This window comes from Paraburkholderia bryophila (assembly GCF_013409255.1).
Classification (GTDB): Bacteria; Pseudomonadota; Gammaproteobacteria; order Burkholderiales; family Burkholderiaceae; genus Paraburkholderia.
In genome coordinates, this window is sequence record NZ_JACCAS010000001.1 from 1,695,658 (window position 1) to 1,709,305 (window position 13,648).

14 protein-coding genes are annotated in these 13,648 nt (G+C 62.9%); 9 read left to right on the forward strand and 5 right to left on the reverse strand.

The window, feature by feature from the left end; translation table 11 throughout:
- Positions 1 to 56: 56 nt before the first annotated feature.
- On the reverse strand, positions 57 to 1,364 hold the full coding sequence (locus GGD40_RS07590) for a lactonase family protein (protein ID WP_179743264.1): 1,308 nt from the start codon (positions 1,362 to 1,364) through the stop codon (positions 57 to 59).
- Between the two features lie 258 nt (positions 1,365 to 1,622).
- Here GGD40_RS07590 and GGD40_RS07595 point away from each other — a divergent pair, with 258 nt between their 5' ends.
- Positions 1,623 to 1,775, forward strand: coding sequence for a DUF3096 domain-containing protein (locus tag GGD40_RS07595; protein WP_081935917.1), 153 nt, complete (start codon positions 1,623 to 1,625; stop codon positions 1,773 to 1,775).
- A gap of 203 nt (positions 1,776 to 1,978) precedes the next feature.
- On the opposite strand, the gene GGD40_RS07600 is transcribed toward GGD40_RS07595, so the two are convergent.
- Positions 1,979 to 2,224 (reverse strand): hypothetical protein, encoded by a 246-nt coding sequence (locus GGD40_RS07600; protein WP_179706023.1) that lies wholly within the window; start codon positions 2,222 to 2,224, stop codon positions 1,979 to 1,981.
- Positions 2,225 to 2,454: 230 nt separating this feature from the next.
- Between GGD40_RS07600 and GGD40_RS07605 the strand changes: the two genes are divergently transcribed.
- Positions 2,455 to 4,344: a glycoside hydrolase family 15 protein gene (locus tag GGD40_RS07605; RefSeq protein WP_179743265.1), complete on the forward strand. Its 1,890-nt coding sequence runs from the start codon at positions 2,455 to 2,457 to the stop codon at positions 4,342 to 4,344.
- Between the two features lie 181 nt (positions 4,345 to 4,525).
- Positions 4,526 to 5,803 (forward strand): polyhydroxyalkanoate depolymerase, encoded by a 1,278-nt coding sequence (locus tag GGD40_RS07610; RefSeq protein WP_179706026.1) that lies wholly within the window; start codon positions 4,526 to 4,528, stop codon positions 5,801 to 5,803.
- Between the two features lie 147 nt (positions 5,804 to 5,950).
- Here GGD40_RS07610 and GGD40_RS07615 read toward each other — a convergent pair whose 3' ends face one another.
- A complete protein-coding gene (locus GGD40_RS07615) occupies positions 5,951 to 6,583 on the reverse strand; it encodes a TetR/AcrR family transcriptional regulator (protein WP_179706028.1) in 633 nt (210 codons plus the stop codon).
- Positions 6,584 to 6,818: 235 nt separating this feature from the next.
- On the opposite strand from GGD40_RS07615, the gene rsxB reads away from it, so the two are divergent.
- From rsxB to GGD40_RS07630, 3 genes are all read left to right on the forward strand, one after another.
- Positions 6,819 to 7,715, forward strand: coding sequence for an electron transport complex subunit RsxB (gene rsxB / locus GGD40_RS07620; protein ID WP_179743266.1), 897 nt, complete (start codon positions 6,819 to 6,821; stop codon positions 7,713 to 7,715).
- 29 nt (positions 7,716 to 7,744) lie between these two features.
- Positions 7,745 to 8,389: an endonuclease III gene (nth, locus tag GGD40_RS07625; protein WP_179743267.1), complete on the forward strand. Its 645-nt coding sequence runs from the start codon at positions 7,745 to 7,747 to the stop codon at positions 8,387 to 8,389.
- Positions 8,390 to 8,492: 103 nt separating this feature from the next.
- Positions 8,493 to 8,927: a DUF1841 family protein gene (locus GGD40_RS07630; protein WP_035551992.1), complete on the forward strand. Its 435-nt coding sequence runs from the start codon at positions 8,493 to 8,495 to the stop codon at positions 8,925 to 8,927.
- Positions 8,928 to 9,040: 113 nt separating this feature from the next.
- On the opposite strand, the gene GGD40_RS07635 is transcribed toward GGD40_RS07630, so the two are convergent.
- Both GGD40_RS07635 and GGD40_RS07640 read right to left on the reverse strand, forming a co-directional pair.
- Positions 9,041 to 9,424, reverse strand: coding sequence for a c-type cytochrome (locus GGD40_RS07635; RefSeq protein WP_035551995.1), 384 nt, complete (start codon positions 9,422 to 9,424; stop codon positions 9,041 to 9,043).
- Between the two features lie 58 nt (positions 9,425 to 9,482).
- The gene (locus GGD40_RS07640) at positions 9,483 to 9,851 is read right to left on the reverse strand and encodes a c-type cytochrome (RefSeq protein ID WP_035551998.1); all 369 of its coding nucleotides are present in this window, start codon (positions 9,849 to 9,851) and stop codon (positions 9,483 to 9,485) included.
- 289 nt (positions 9,852 to 10,140) lie between these two features.
- Here GGD40_RS07640 and GGD40_RS07645 point away from each other — a divergent pair, with 289 nt between their 5' ends.
- From GGD40_RS07645 to GGD40_RS07655, 3 genes are all read left to right on the forward strand, one after another.
- Complete coding sequence (locus GGD40_RS07645) at positions 10,141 to 10,983, forward strand: AAA family ATPase (protein ID WP_179706035.1); 843 nt, start codon at positions 10,141 to 10,143, stop codon at positions 10,981 to 10,983.
- Between the two features lie 105 nt (positions 10,984 to 11,088).
- Entirely contained in the window at positions 11,089 to 12,264 is a 1,176-nt protein-coding gene (locus GGD40_RS07650; protein WP_179743268.1) for a vWA domain-containing protein, read from the forward strand.
- A 56-nt stretch (positions 12,265 to 12,320) separates the two neighbouring features.
- Positions 12,321 to 13,541 (forward strand): benzoate/H(+) symporter BenE family transporter, encoded by a 1,221-nt coding sequence (locus tag GGD40_RS07655; RefSeq protein WP_179743269.1) that lies wholly within the window; start codon positions 12,321 to 12,323, stop codon positions 13,539 to 13,541.
- The last annotated feature ends 107 nt before the right edge of the window (positions 13,542 to 13,648 follow it).

The following is a 13,648-nucleotide window of genomic DNA, read 5'->3' on the forward strand; positions in this document are numbered from 1 at the left end:
GAGCGGCCCGTTTTTTCATCCAACGCGTGTAGTCGAATCACACGCCGCACGCGTCATCACGACGGCGACACCAGCTTGAAATCCACCGGCGAATCGATCTCGATCCGCTTCGGGTTCGCCTCGAGCAAGCCACTCTGCTGATCGCGCCTGAACACATACACCGTGCCGCTATTCTGATTGCCGACGATCAGCCAGTTGCCGGTCGGATCGATCGCGAACTCGCGCGGCGACTTGCCGAGGCTCGACTGATGGCCGATCTTCTTCAGATGCCCATTGGCCGGGTCCACCGAGAAGATCACGATGTCGTTCGCGTCGCCGCGATTGGACGCGTAGAGAAAGCGCCCATCAGGCGACAGATGGATCGCCGAGCCGCCCACCGCGCCCTTGAAGCCCGGCTCGGTCAGCGAAAGCGTCTGCACCTGCGTGAGCTTGCCGTCGTCGTAATTGAACGTGCTGACCGTGCCCGCCAGTTCGCTCGTCAGATACGCCTGCTTGCCGTTGGCGCCGAACACGAGATGCCGCGGTCCCGTACCCGCCTTCTCCTGCGTGTAGCGCCAGTCGGTCGGACCGAACAGGCCGCGGCTGCCGTCCGGCGTGTAGCGGTACGAGTACAGCTTGTCGGCGCCGAGGTCTTGCGCGAACAGATAGTGGCCGTCCGGCGAGAACACCGTGGAGTGCACGTGCGAATTGTCCTGCCGTCCCTTCACCGGACCGCCGCCTTCATGATGCACGGTCAGCACCGACGCGCCGACCTGGCCGTCGTCCTGCAACGGGAACACCGCGAAGCTGCCGCCCGGATCGGCCGCGACCGAGTAGTTCGCCGTCAGCAGATACTTGCCGTCCGGCGACAGGCTCAGATAGCACGGATCGTTGCCGTCCGACGAGACCTTGTTGAGGAAGCTCAGTTGCCCGCGCGCAGCGTCGAAGCGAAATGCGCTGATGCCGCCGCGCTGCGAAGCCGGGCCGTTGTCGCCGGGCAATTCGTTGACCGCGTAGACGAAGCGGCGGTCGCGGCTCACCACCAGATACGACGGGTTGACCGTTTGCGCGACCGAGACGCGCGTTGCCTCGCCCGTCTTCGTGTCGAAGCGATAGACGTAGAGCCCTTGGCTCGTGCCGCCGGTGTAAGTACCGACCAGCATGTCGTAAACACCATCGGCCGGGACCGGGCCGGAATCTTGCGCAAACGCATGCGTTGCAACAATCGAGACCATGAGCGCGAAACCTTTTATTATCGAGCGGGCGGAGCGCAACGGAGTAGGCCGCCCCGCACGCCATGAAGTGGATTGAGCCGCGTCTGTAGCAGCGGCAGGCTGATGAGAATCCGCGACGGCACGCTGAGCGGCCCGGTGACGACGAAGCATTGAGACCTCCTGGACATCGGTTATTCGGTGAATCGGTTGTAATGGTGTCTCTGGTCTGCCGCGCGATGGGTCGAGCGTTGTTCTTGTCGAAGCAGTATAGAAGCGTTGTGTCGGATCATGCAGCGAATCCGGTCGACTCGCAGGCTGCTGCATGCGAAGCTGAATAGGTAAATAGTGTCCCGCCTGACGGGGCATTTTTTCAATCTTTTTCAATCCTTTTTCAACCGTTACTCACGCGTCTCACACTATGGAGTCTTCATGAACGTCACACTCAGCCTGGGCCCGCTCGTTTCGTTGATCGCCGGCATTCTGATTCTCGTCATGCCGCGCCTGTTGAACTACATCGTCGCGCTCTATCTGATCATCATCGGCATCATCGGGATCTTCGGCATGGGGTCGACGCATTTCTGAGTTTCTGAACCAGAGACAGCGGACCGGCCGCGAACGAACGCAGCCCATGGACGCACGAAAACGCACGACCGGCATTTGAATCCGGTCGTGCGTTGGTTCAGGGTGAAGGGGCAACGCGCAACTCGCGCATGCCTCACGCGCGAGCGCGCTTCAGCGTCAGTTCGTCATGCGGCCGGTAGTCGGACCGGCCGTCAGCCGGACAGTCAGCCGTTCGAAAGCTGATCGAGACGCAGACGCCCCTGCAACGACAATCCGCCAACGGCATAATGGCCGTCACCGTGTTGATAGCGGCGGAAGCAGGCCCGTTCGACCAGAAAGGCCATGGCCGTCAACATGCCGTTGCGGCTTAGGCCCAACCGGCCATGATCGAGAGACAACATCGAATCGTCGGCCACCTTGCTGGCGGCGGAGAGTATGGTGATGCAATCGGTTTTCGACGGGTTCAGCATCGTTCGGATCCTCGGAGGCGGCGTCTGGTTGCGCCAGGGGCAAGGCCGATCACGATCCGGAGCGTTCCGGGCATCGGCTCGAAATCCGATTGTAGGCAGGGATTTGACAATTTACCAACCCGCGTTTCGCGGTATTGCCCGATGAACCAAAGCGCATTAGGCGAGTCCGGTAATAACCACGACCTCGCGCGCGGCGGTGCTCGCCGTGCGTCACTCTGACACGCTATTCCATGCCCGCACTCATCGAAGACTATGCGCTTATCGGCGACGGCCACACGGCCGCGCTCGTCTCCCGCGACGGCTCCGTCGACTGGCTCTGCTGGCCGCGTTTCGACTCCGGCGCCTGCTTCGCCGCCCTGCTCGGCACGCCCGACAACGGCCGCTGGCTGATCGCGCCGATCACCGACGGCGCGCCCACCCCGCCCACCTTCACGCGCCGGTATCGCGGCGAAACCCTGATTCTCGAAACCGACATCGAGACGCCCGAGGGCGCCGTCACGCTGATCGACTTCATGCCGCCGGGCAACGGCTGGTCGGAGATGGTGCGTATCGTCGTCGGCAAACGCGGCACCGTGCGCATGAAAATGGAACTGGTGCTGCGCTTCGACTACGGTTTTTCGGTGCCGTGGGTCGATCGGCTGAAGCACGACAACGGCATCAAGGCGATCGTCGGGCCGGACACCGCCGTGCTGCGCACGCCCGTCGAATTGCGCGGCGAGGATATGAAAACCGTCGCCGAATTCACCGTGAAGGAAGGCGAACGCGTGCCGTTTTCGCTCGCCTACGCGCCCTCACACTTGCGCATTCCGCCCGCGCGCGATCCGCATACATCGCTCGCACGCACCGAAAATCACTGGCTCGAATGGTCGGCGCGCGGCACCGTCGAAGGACGCTGGGCCGAGCCGATCCGCCGCTCGCTGATCACGCTGAAGGCGCTCGCCTATGAGCCGACCGGCGGCATTGTCGCCGCGCCCACCACGTCGCTGCCGGAACAGCTTGGCGGCACGCGCAATTGGGACTACCGCTACTGCTGGCTGCGCGACGCCACCATCACGTTGCTCGCGATGATGCGCGGCGGCTACTTCGACGAAGCGCGCGCGTGGCGCAGTTGGCTAGGCCGCGTGATGGCCGGCGCGCCGGATCAGTTGCAGATCATGTACGGCATTGCCGGCGAGCGGCGTTTGCCCGAGTTCGAGATCGACTGGCTGCCGGGCTATCAGGACGCGAAGCCGGTGCGGATCGGCAACAACGCGGTCGGCCAGCGTCAGCTCGACGTGTACGGCGAAGTAATGAACGCGCTGCATCTGGCGCGGGTCGGCGGCCTGCAGGCGGACGACACCGCGTGGAACGTGCAGCGCGCGCTGCTGAGCCACCTCGACACGATCTGGCAGGAACCCGACGAAGGCATCTGGGAAACCCGCGGCGGCCGCCAGCACTTCACGTTCTCGAAGGTGATGGCGTGGGTCGCATTCGACCGCGCGATCCGTTCGGCGGAAATGTTCCAACTCGACGGGCCGCTCGACGCATGGCGCGCCACCCGCGCCACGATTCATGCGCAGGTCTGCGAACAGGCGTGGAATCCGACGCTCAACGCGTTCGCACAGTCGTACGGCAGCGATCAACTCGACGCCAGCGTGTTGCTGATGCCGCTGGTCGGCTTTCTGCCGCCCGACGATCCGCGCGTCAAAGGCACGGTCGCGGCAATCGAAAAAAATCTGATGCACGACGGCTTCGTGATGCGCTACCGCACCACCGAATTCGACGACGGCCTGCCGCCCGGCGAAGGCACGTTTCTCGCGTGCTCGTTCTGGATGGTGGACAACCTCGCGCTGCAAGGCCGCCTCGACGAAGCAATCGCCATGTACGAGCGGCTGCTCGCGCTCGCCAACGACGTCGGCTTGCTCGCGGAAGAATACGATCCGGCGACGAAGCGCCTCGTCGGCAATTTCCCGCAGGCGTTTTCGCATGTGGCGCTGGTGCACACCGGCCTGAACCTGATGAAACACGAGCAGCAGATGGCCCAGGCGACCGGACAGCCGCCGCATAACGGCACCGGACAACCGGAACTTGAGGCTGAGGCAAGCCCCGATAGCGGCGGAGCAGCATCGCCAGTAGCATGATTTAATGACAGTTTGCGTGCATGCAGTACGCAAATTGCTGCATTGCACAAGTAAGCGTTGTTCGATATGATCGGACAGATTGTCGGCCGAAAATCAATGCGCCCACAACCAATTTGGCCCGCCACAACGCCACACGCGTGTTTGCGAAGCCCCATGCGAACCGCCTTGAAACGGAGCACCCATGCTCTACCAATTGCACGAATTCCAGCGGGCGATGTTGAGCCCTCTCACCGCCTGGGCTCAGGCCGCTTCCAAATCATTCGCGAATCCCGCCAGCCCGCTAGCTTATGTGCCCGGCGCCACGCGCCTCTCGGCCGGTTACGAACTGCTTTACCGGCTCGGCAAAGATTACGAAAAGCCTGAGTTCAACCTTCATCAGATTGTCAAAGACGGCCACAACATTCCGATCATCGAACAAACGATCGTCGAGAAACCGTTTTGCCGCCTGATGCGCTTCAAGCGTTTCGCGGACGACAGCGACGCTGTTACCCAATTGAAAGATGAGCCGATCGTGCTGGTGTGCGCGCCGTTGTCGGGCCACCACGCCACCTTGCTGCGCGATACCGTGCGCACGTTGTTGCAGGATCACAAGGTCTACCTGACCGACTGGATCGATGCCCGCATGGTGCCGCTCGAAGCCGGCGAGTTCCATCTGGACGATTACGTCGCCTACATTCAGGAATTCATCCGCCACATCGGCGCGAAGAATCTGCACGTCATCTCGGTTTGCCAACCCACGGTGCCGGTGCTCGCCGCCATTTCGCTGATGGCGAGCCGCGGCGAAGAAACGCCGCGCACCATGACGATGATGGGTGGCCCGATCGACGCGCGCAAGAGCCCGACCTCGGTCAACTCGCTCGCCACGCAGCACTCGTACGGATGGTTCGAAAACAACGTGATCTTCACGGTGCCGCCGAATTATCCGGGCGTGGGCCGTAAGGTTTACCCGGGCTTTCTGCAGCACACCGGTTTCGTCGCAATGAACCCGGAACGTCATGCCGCTTCGCACTGGGACTTCTACCAGAGCCTGCTGCGCGGCGACGAAGACGACGCCGAAGCGCATCGCCGTTTCTACGACGAGTACAACGCCGTGCTCGACATGGACGCCGATTACTATCTCGACACGATCCGCGTGGTGTTCCAGGACTTCAATCTGGCCGAAGGCACGTGGGACGTGTCGGGTGAACGCGTGCGTCCGCAGGACATCACGAAGACCGCGCTGTTCACGATCGAAGGCGAGCTCGACGACATTTCCGGCGACGGCCAGACCTATGCCGCGCACGATCTGTGCACCGGCATTCCGGAGAAGGACAAGCGTCACTTCACCGCGGAAAAGTGCGGACACTACGGCATTTTCTCCGGACGCCGCTGGCGCACCATCATCTATCCGCAGTTGCGCGACTTTATCCTCGCGCACAACAAGGCGCCGAAGGTCGTGAAGGAAAAAGTCGAAGCCTGACTGGACCGAACACCCAGCGCGTAGTCACTCACAACGGCCTCTTCGGAGGCCGTTGTCGTTGATAAAGCCGGCAAGTGATGACGCGAGTACGACGGTTAGGAATACCGCGCGAATACCGCGGCATTACACCCACCGCGATATTCGCCGCTACTTTCGCAACAGATACGCGAGCAGCAACTCGGTGTTCATCTGAATCACTTCGCTGCGTTCGGACGCGCTGCTGAAATCGCGGCCGAGGGTGGCCTCGAGCGTGAAGCGGTTCGACACGATGTAATAACCCATGCCGGACAGCGTCACATAAAAGCGCAACGGATCGACGTTGGTGCGAAACAGACCCGCGCGTTGACCCCGCTCGAGAATGCCGCCGAGCGTGGCGACGATCGGCGAGATCATTTCGCGGATGCGCGTCGACTTCTGCATGTAGCGTGCTTCATGCAGATTTTCGTTGTTGATGAGACGCAGCAGTTCGGGATGATCGCGGTAGTAATCCCAAACAAAATGCGCGAGCCGCGTGACCGCCTCGACCGGCGCAATACCGGCCAGTTCGAGCGTGCGTTCCGCTTCGTTGAGCGCGCTGAACGCGTGCTCGAGTACGGCAGTAAAAAGCTGCTCCTTGCTACCGAAGTAGTAATAGAGCATGCGTTCATTCGTCTCCGCGCGGCGGGCGATCTGATCGACGCGCGCGCCGAATAGCCCACCATTTGCAAACTCTTCAGCCGCCGCAAGCAGAATGCGGCGCCGCGTGCCTTCAGGATCTCTTTTGATTTTCGGCTGATTCATGGTGGCATCATCTTCGTGAGCCGCGTTATCCGGATCGCGCCGCCGGTCTCTCCTCGGACCTTGCACCGACAGCGTTGAACGGGCGCGCCATGGTTGGGGGACACCCTTCTGCGGTCTTTCGAAAAAGCGCTTCGATTATGGCACATGGATTGCGGATGGCAATTGGGGAAATCGGCGATAATGTGCTATTTAGTTCAAGCTGTTCGGCCGCAAGCCAAGCTCCAACGTCGTGACCGTGACAGACAATAAAACACTCGCAGATCGCATCGAAGATCTGCTCCCCCAGACGCAATGCACGAAGTGCGGTTATCCCGCGTGCCGGCCTTATGCCGAGGCCGTCGCGAGCGGCGCGGCCCTGTATAACCAGTGCCCGCCGGGCGGCGCCGAAGGTATCGCGCGTCTCGCCGCGTTGCTCGGCAAACCGGCGATTCCGCTCAATTCCGCCAATGGCATGGAAAGGCCGCGGCCGTTGGCGGTTATCGACGAACAGGTTTGCATCGGCTGTACGTTGTGCATGCAGGCGTGTCCGGTGGACGCGATAGTTGGCGCACCGAAACAGATGCATACGGTGATCGCCGAACGCTGCACCGGCTGCGATCTGTGCGTGCCGCCCTGCCCCGTCGACTGCATTGCGCTGCCGCCGGTCACCGGCGCGGCAACCGGTTGGGACGCGTGGAGCCAGAGCCAGGCCGACGCGGCACGCGAGCGCCATAACCGGCGCGAAGCACGCCTTGCACGCGAACGCGAAGCCGCCGAAGCGCGTGCTGCAGCGCGGCGAGGCGGTAGCGGCGCCACTATCGCAGTGGCCCAAACGGTTGAAGCCGGCGCCTCGGTTGCACCTGCGGCGGCCGCCGTGGAAGACGCCGACGCGAAGAAACGCGCGATCATCCAGGCCGCGCTCGAACGGGCTCGCAAGAAGAAAGAAGAGTTGGCCGCCAAAGGCCAGGGGCCGCTGAACACCGAGCAGGTCAGCGCGGACGTGCAAGCGCAGATCGACGCCGCCGAAGCACGCCGCCGCCGTCTCGAACTCGCCGTGGGCAACGCCGGCGCCGGCCAGAGCGACGACACAACGGCCAACGCCACACCCGCCGACGGCGCCGCGAAAACCGGCCCGTCGTCCAAGCCGCACTAACAGCAACCGCACCCGCACGCTCACCCAGCATGAACGCGAACAAACGCCGCGCCATCTACGAAACGCTTCAGAGTCTCAACCCGCATCCGACCACCGAGCTCGAGTACACCTCACCGTTCGAACTGCTGATCGCCGTGCTGCTGTCGGCGCAAGCTACCGACGTGTCGGTCAACAAGGCGATGCGCAAGATGTTTCCGGTCGCGAACACGCCGCAGCAAGTGTTCGATCTCGGCGAGGAAGGCGTGGTCGGGTATATCAGGACCATCGGCCTGTACCGGACCAAGGCCAAAAACGTCATCGCGACCTGCCGGATTCTGCTCGACCAGTTCGGCGGCGAAGTGCCCGAAGATCGCGAAGCGCTCGAAAGCCTGCCGGGCGTCGGCCGCAAAACCGCCAACGTCATTCTGAACACCGCGTTCGGTCATCCGACCATCGCCGTCGATACGCACATCTTTCGGGTTGCCAATCGAACCGGTCTGGCGCCCGGCAAAGACGTGCGCACGGTCGAAGCGGCGCTGGAGAAATTCACGCCCGCCGAGTTCAAGCAGGACGCGCACCACTGGCTGATCCTGCACGGCCGCTATGTGTGCAAGGCGCGCAAGCCCGAATGCTGGCATTGCACGATCGAACCGCTCTGCGAGTTCCGGCCGAAGACGCCGCCGCCGGACCTCTGAGCGCCGCGCCGCCAGCGCCGCGCCCGGCCCCAGCGTAAAATATCGGGTTGCACGGGCGCCTCATCGGCCCACATGACACCCCACCCACAGCACCGGTCCCATGATGTTCAATCCCAGCCGCGATGAAGTCCGCCTCTTTTTCACCGACACCTGGCGCAAACAGCGTCAAGGCGAAATTCTGACGCCGCTGGAGGCGATCGCCGCCGACTGGATCGTCGAGCATCCCGAGTACCACGCCGACCTCACCGACGGCGACGCCGCGCAGGCTCAGGACTACTCGCCCGAGCGCGGCCAGACCAATCCGTTCCTGCATCTGTCGATGCACCTGGCGATCACCGAGCAGTTGTCGATCGACCAGCCGCCCGGCATTCGCGCGGCGCACGAGCGGCTGGCCGCGCGCCTCGGTTCCACTCACGAGGCGCAGCACGCGATCATGGACTGCCTCGGCGAGACCATCTGGGAAGCGCAGCGCACCGGCACGCCGCCGGACACGGACGCGTATCTGCAACGTATCGAGCGGCGCGCCACCCGCGACTGACGCCCCAGACTGACGCCCGAGACAAACCCAAAACTGACGCCCCAAAAGCAAACACCCCGCCGAAGCGGGGTGTTTTTCATTCCGGAAGCCACGCGGCAACCAGCCGGACGCGCTTACTTCTTCTGCACCAGATCGCCGTTCAGCGATTCGACATACGCCGCGATGTCTTTCATATCGCCTTGCGACAAGCTCTGCACCTGCGCCTGCATGATCGCGTTGTTGCGACCGAGGTGCGGGTTGCCGTTGCCCATCTGGTATTGGCGCAGCGCCCAGTAGACGTAATCGGCGTGCTGACCGGCGAGCTTCGGATATTCCGGGCTCACCGGCTTGTTCAGATTGACGCCGTGACAAGCCGCGCAGTTGTGGGCGTCGGCCAGCACCTTGCCGTTGCCGGCGTCGGCGGCGTGCGCGAGGTTCGCTGCAACCAGACCGATTACTGCCGCCGACGCGCATGCAGCCTTGAACACCGTGTGGAGTGCCTGTTGTGGCTTATTCATGAATTCTCCTATCCCGCGAATTGATTAACCGGGTGACTAGACGGACGACCGCGGCCGATCACTTGTCGGGATTGCTTTTCGAAGAGGAATTTTGCGCTGCGTAGTAAGCGGCGATGTCGGCGATGTCCTGATCAGACAGCGACGTGGTGATCGCATGCATGGTTTCGAAGTGGCGGTCGCCCTTCTTGTAGCCGTGCATGGCGTTTTCGAGGTACTGCTGATTCTGGCCGCCTAGCATGGGCACGCGGTACACCTCAGGGTAAGCCGTGCGGTATTCGGGAATGCCGTGGCAGCCGATACACATTGCGACCTTGCCTTGACCCGCCTTGGCATTGCCGACGACATCCGCTGCCTGCACACTGGCCGCATAGCCCGCGAGCACCGACAGCGCTGCGATCACGACGTGTTTGCCGACGAATTTATTCATAGCATGTAACCTGGCATGAGGGGAACGGGCGCCCAAAAAGGCAACGGCCCGCGCCGTTCTTCTTATAGGGTAGCCACGCAGGCCAAAAAAATCGGGCTAATTGTACCGCGACGTCGCGCGAAACGTCCACCGAGCGGGGTGAGCGGCCCGTCCGCCCGCCGCAAAGCCAGCGCTAGCGCCGCTTTGCTCCGCCGTACGGCATCGCGGGTCACACCTTACGCGAGCCCGTTTCAGGCCAACAGGCCTTCTGACTTATACTGGGTTTTTTCCCAAAAAAGAGCATCTCGCCATGCGTTTCGAAGGCTCATCGCAGTACGTCGCCACCGACGACCTCAAGCTCGCGGTCAACGCCGCGATGACGCTGAAGCGCCCGCTGCTCATCAAAGGCGAGCCCGGCACCGGCAAGACCATGCTCGCGGAAGAAGTCGCCGCCGCACTCGGCATGCCGTTGCTGCAGTGGCACATCAAGTCCACCACCAAGGCCCAGCAAGGGCTCTACGAGTACGACGCGGTGTCGCGCCTGCGCGATTCGCAACTCGGCGACGAACGCGTCAAGGACATCCGCAATTACATCGTGAAGGGCGTGCTGTGGCAGGCGTTCGAGGCGGACGAGCAGGTCGTGCTGCTGATCGACGAGATCGACAAGGCCGACATCGAATTTCCGAACGATCTGTTGCGCGAACTCGACCGCATGGAGTTCTACGTGTACGAGACGCACGAGCTGATCCGCGCGAAACATCGCCCGCTCGTGATCATCACGTCGAACAACGAGAAGGAATTGCCCGACGCCTTTCTGCGCCGCTGCTTTTTCCACTACATCAAGTTTCCCGATCCGGTCACCATGCAGCAGATCGTCGAGGTGCACTACCCCGGCATCAAGAAAGAACTGCTGGCCGCGGCCATGCAGAGCTTTTTCGAACTGCGCAATGTCGCCGGCCTGAAGAAGAAGCCGTCCACCTCGGAACTGCTCGACTGGCTCAAGCTGCTGCTCGCCGAGGACCTTCCGCCCGAAGCGCTGCGCTCGACCGACCAGAAGCAGATCATCCCGCCGCTGCACGGCGCGCTGCTGAAGAACGAACAGGACGTGAGCCTGTTCGAACGGCTGATCTTCATGAACCGCAACAACCGTTGATGCCCGCCTGACGCGCGCCTGAGCCGGCGCCGCGCAGGCGCCGATGCAACGCCACCCGCCACCGATGAGCCCGTCACACCGACCACCCGCCGCCGAGGACCCCGCATGCTGATCGACTTCTTCTACTCGCTGCGCGCCGCCAAGCTGCCGGTGTCGGTAAAGGAATATCTGACGCTGCTCGAGGCGCTCAAGGCCAACGTGATCGCGCCGTCGCTCGACGAGTTCTACTACCTGTCGCGCATCACGCTGGTGAAAGACGAGCAGTACTTCGACAAGTTCGACCAGGCATTCGGCGCTTATTTCAACGGCGTCGCGAAAGCCTCGGAACTGGCCTTCGACGTCCCGCTCGACTGGCTGAAGAAGAAGCTGCAACGCGATCTGTCGCCGGAGGAAAAAGCGCAGATCGAAGCCATGGGCGGCCTTGACAAGCTGATGGAGCGCCTCAAGGAACTGTTCGACGAACAGAAAGAGCGCCACGAAGGCGGCAGCAAATGGATCGGCACCGGCGGCACCTCGCCGTTCGGCAACGGCGGCTATAACCCGGAAGGCGTGCGCATCGGCGGCGACGCGGCGGGCAACCGCACCGCGGTGAAAGTGTGGGAATCGCGCGCCTATCGCGACTACGACGACCAGGTCGAAATCGGCACGCGCAATATCAAGGTGGCGCTGCGCCGTCTGCGCCGCTTCGCGCGCGAAGGCGCCGCCGAAGAACTCGACCTGCCCGACACGATCCGCAGCACCGCCGCGAACGCCGGCTGGCTCGATCTGAAGATGGTCCCGGAGCGGCACAACAAGGTGAAAGTGCTGATGCTGCTCGACGTGGGCGGCTCGATGGACGACCACATCAAGCGCGTCGAGGAACTGTTCTCCGCCGCCAAGGCCGAGTTCAAGCACCTCGAGTTCTATTACTTCCACAACTGTGTGTACGATTTTTTGTGGAAGAACAACCGCCGCCGTCACGCCGAGCGCATGCCGACGTGGGACGTGCTGCACAAGTTCACGGCCGACTACAAGCTGATCTTCGTCGGCGACGCGACCATGAGCCCTTACGAAGTGCTGCAGCCGGGCGGCTCGGTCGAATACAACAATCCCGAGGCCGGCGCGGTCTGGCTACGGCGTCTGGCGGACCACTTCCCGCATCACGCGTGGCTCAATCCCGAACCGGAAGGGCTGTGGGCGTATCGCCAGTCGGTCAGCGCGATCCGCGAAGTGCTCGGCCACCGCATGTTTCCGCTCACGCTCGCCGGGTTGGAGACCGCCATGCGCACGCTGAGCAAATAAATCCGTTCGTGCCTTATCTTCACCTGCTTGATCTTCAACTATAAGAAAGCTGCCGCATGCGTCCGTCTTCCTCCCCCGATTTGTCCCCGTCCGCCACGCCGCCGGGACGTTCCAACCCGTTCGCCGACACCTCGCTGTCCACCATCGTCGCCGGTTTCGTCGCGATGATGACCGGCTATACCAGCTCGCTCGTGCTGATGTTCCAGGCGGGTCAGGCCGCGCATCTGAGCGATGCACAGATTTCGTCGTGGATCTGGGCGCTGTCGATCGGCATGGCCGTCTGCACGATCGGCCTGTCGCTACGCTTTCGCGCGCCGATCGTGATTGCCTGGTCGACGCCCGGCGCGGCGCTGCTGGTGTCGTCGCTGCCGCATGTGGCGTATCCCGAGGCGATCGGCGCGTTTATCGTCTGCGCGGTGCTGCTGACGGTGGTCGGTCTGACCGGCTGGTTCGACACGCTGATGAAAAAAATCCCGGCCGGCATCGCCTCGGCGTTGCTGGCGGGGATTCTGTTCGAGATCGGCATTGAGATTTTCCGCGCCGCGCAATTCCAGACCGCGCTCGTGCTGACCATGTTCTTCACCTATCTGATCGTCAAACGGCTGGCCCCGCGCTACGCGATCGTGACGACGCTGATCGTCGGCACGGCGGCGGCCGGTGGGCTCGGCCTGCTCGATTTCAGCCGCTTTCACGTGGCGCTCGCGCATCCGGTATTCACGATGCCGGCGTTTTCGCTGGCCGCCAGCGTCAGCATCGGCATTCCGCTGTTCGTCGTCGCGATGGCGTCGCAGAACGTGCCGGGCATCGCCGTGCTGCGCGCGGACGGTTACACCACACCGTCGGCGCCGCTGATTTCGACGACCGGCCTCGCCTCGCTGCTGCTCGCGCCGTTCGGCTCGCACGGCATCAATCTTGCGGCGATCACGGCGGCGATCTGCACCGGCCCCGAAGCGCACGAAAACCGCGACAAGCGTTACACCGCGGCGGTCTGGTGCGGCATTTTCTATCTGATCGCCGGGGTGTTCGGCGCGACCATCGCCGCGCTGTTCGCGGCGTTGCCGAAGGCGCTGGTCGTGTCCGTCGCGGCGCTGGCGCTGTTCGGCTCGATCATGAGCGGCCTCGCCAATGCCATGCAGGACGTCAGGCAGCGCGAAGCGGCGCTGGTGACGTTCATGGTGACGGCCTCCGGGCTGACCTTGCTGTCGATCGGCTCGGCGTTCTGGGGGCTGGTGGCGGGCGTGGTGACCCAGGTGGTGTTGAACGCGCGGCGTGGCTGAACGCCCCCATCGTCCCCAGCGCCCGCAATCAGGGTGAACCGATCGCGTTGGGCAAGTGTCAACCCTGCATCAGGCGATCCGCCATAGAATAGAAGCATCCGGCAGCG

Excerpts from the sequence above, each read along its gene's own strand:
- GGD40_RS07635 (WP_035551995.1), bottom strand. The coding sequence starts at position 9,424 with ATGAATAAGCCACAACAGGCACTCCACACGGTGTTCAAGGCTGCATGC.
- GGD40_RS07595 (WP_081935917.1), top strand. The coding sequence starts at position 1,623 with ATGAACGTCACACTCAGCCTGGGCCCGCTCGTTTCGTTGATCGCCGGC.
- GGD40_RS07590 (WP_179743264.1), bottom strand. The coding sequence starts at position 1,364 with ATGCTTCGTCGTCACCGGGCCGCTCAGCGTGCCGTCGCGGATTCTCAT.
- GGD40_RS07640 (WP_035551998.1), bottom strand. The coding sequence starts at position 9,851 with ATGAATAAATTCGTCGGCAAACACGTCGTGATCGCAGCGCTGTCGGTG.
- GGD40_RS07610 (WP_179706026.1), top strand. The coding sequence starts at position 4,526 with ATGCTCTACCAATTGCACGAATTCCAGCGGGCGATGTTGAGCCCTCTC.
- GGD40_RS07605 (WP_179743265.1), top strand. The coding sequence starts at position 2,455 with ATGCCCGCACTCATCGAAGACTATGCGCTTATCGGCGACGGCCACACG.
- nth (WP_179743267.1), top strand. The coding sequence starts at position 7,745 with ATGAACGCGAACAAACGCCGCGCCATCTACGAAACGCTTCAGAGTCTC.
- GGD40_RS07615 (WP_179706028.1), bottom strand. The coding sequence starts at position 6,583 with ATGAATCAGCCGAAAATCAAAAGAGATCCTGAAGGCACGCGGCGCCGC.
- GGD40_RS07655 (WP_179743269.1), top strand. The coding sequence starts at position 12,321 with ATGCGTCCGTCTTCCTCCCCCGATTTGTCCCCGTCCGCCACGCCGCCG.
- GGD40_RS07630 (WP_035551992.1), top strand. The coding sequence starts at position 8,493 with ATGTTCAATCCCAGCCGCGATGAAGTCCGCCTCTTTTTCACCGACACC.
- GGD40_RS07600 (WP_179706023.1), bottom strand. The coding sequence starts at position 2,224 with ATGCTGAACCCGTCGAAAACCGATTGCATCACCATACTCTCCGCCGCC.
- GGD40_RS07645 (WP_179706035.1), top strand. The coding sequence starts at position 10,141 with ATGCGTTTCGAAGGCTCATCGCAGTACGTCGCCACCGACGACCTCAAG.
- GGD40_RS07650 (WP_179743268.1), top strand. The coding sequence starts at position 11,089 with ATGCTGATCGACTTCTTCTACTCGCTGCGCGCCGCCAAGCTGCCGGTG.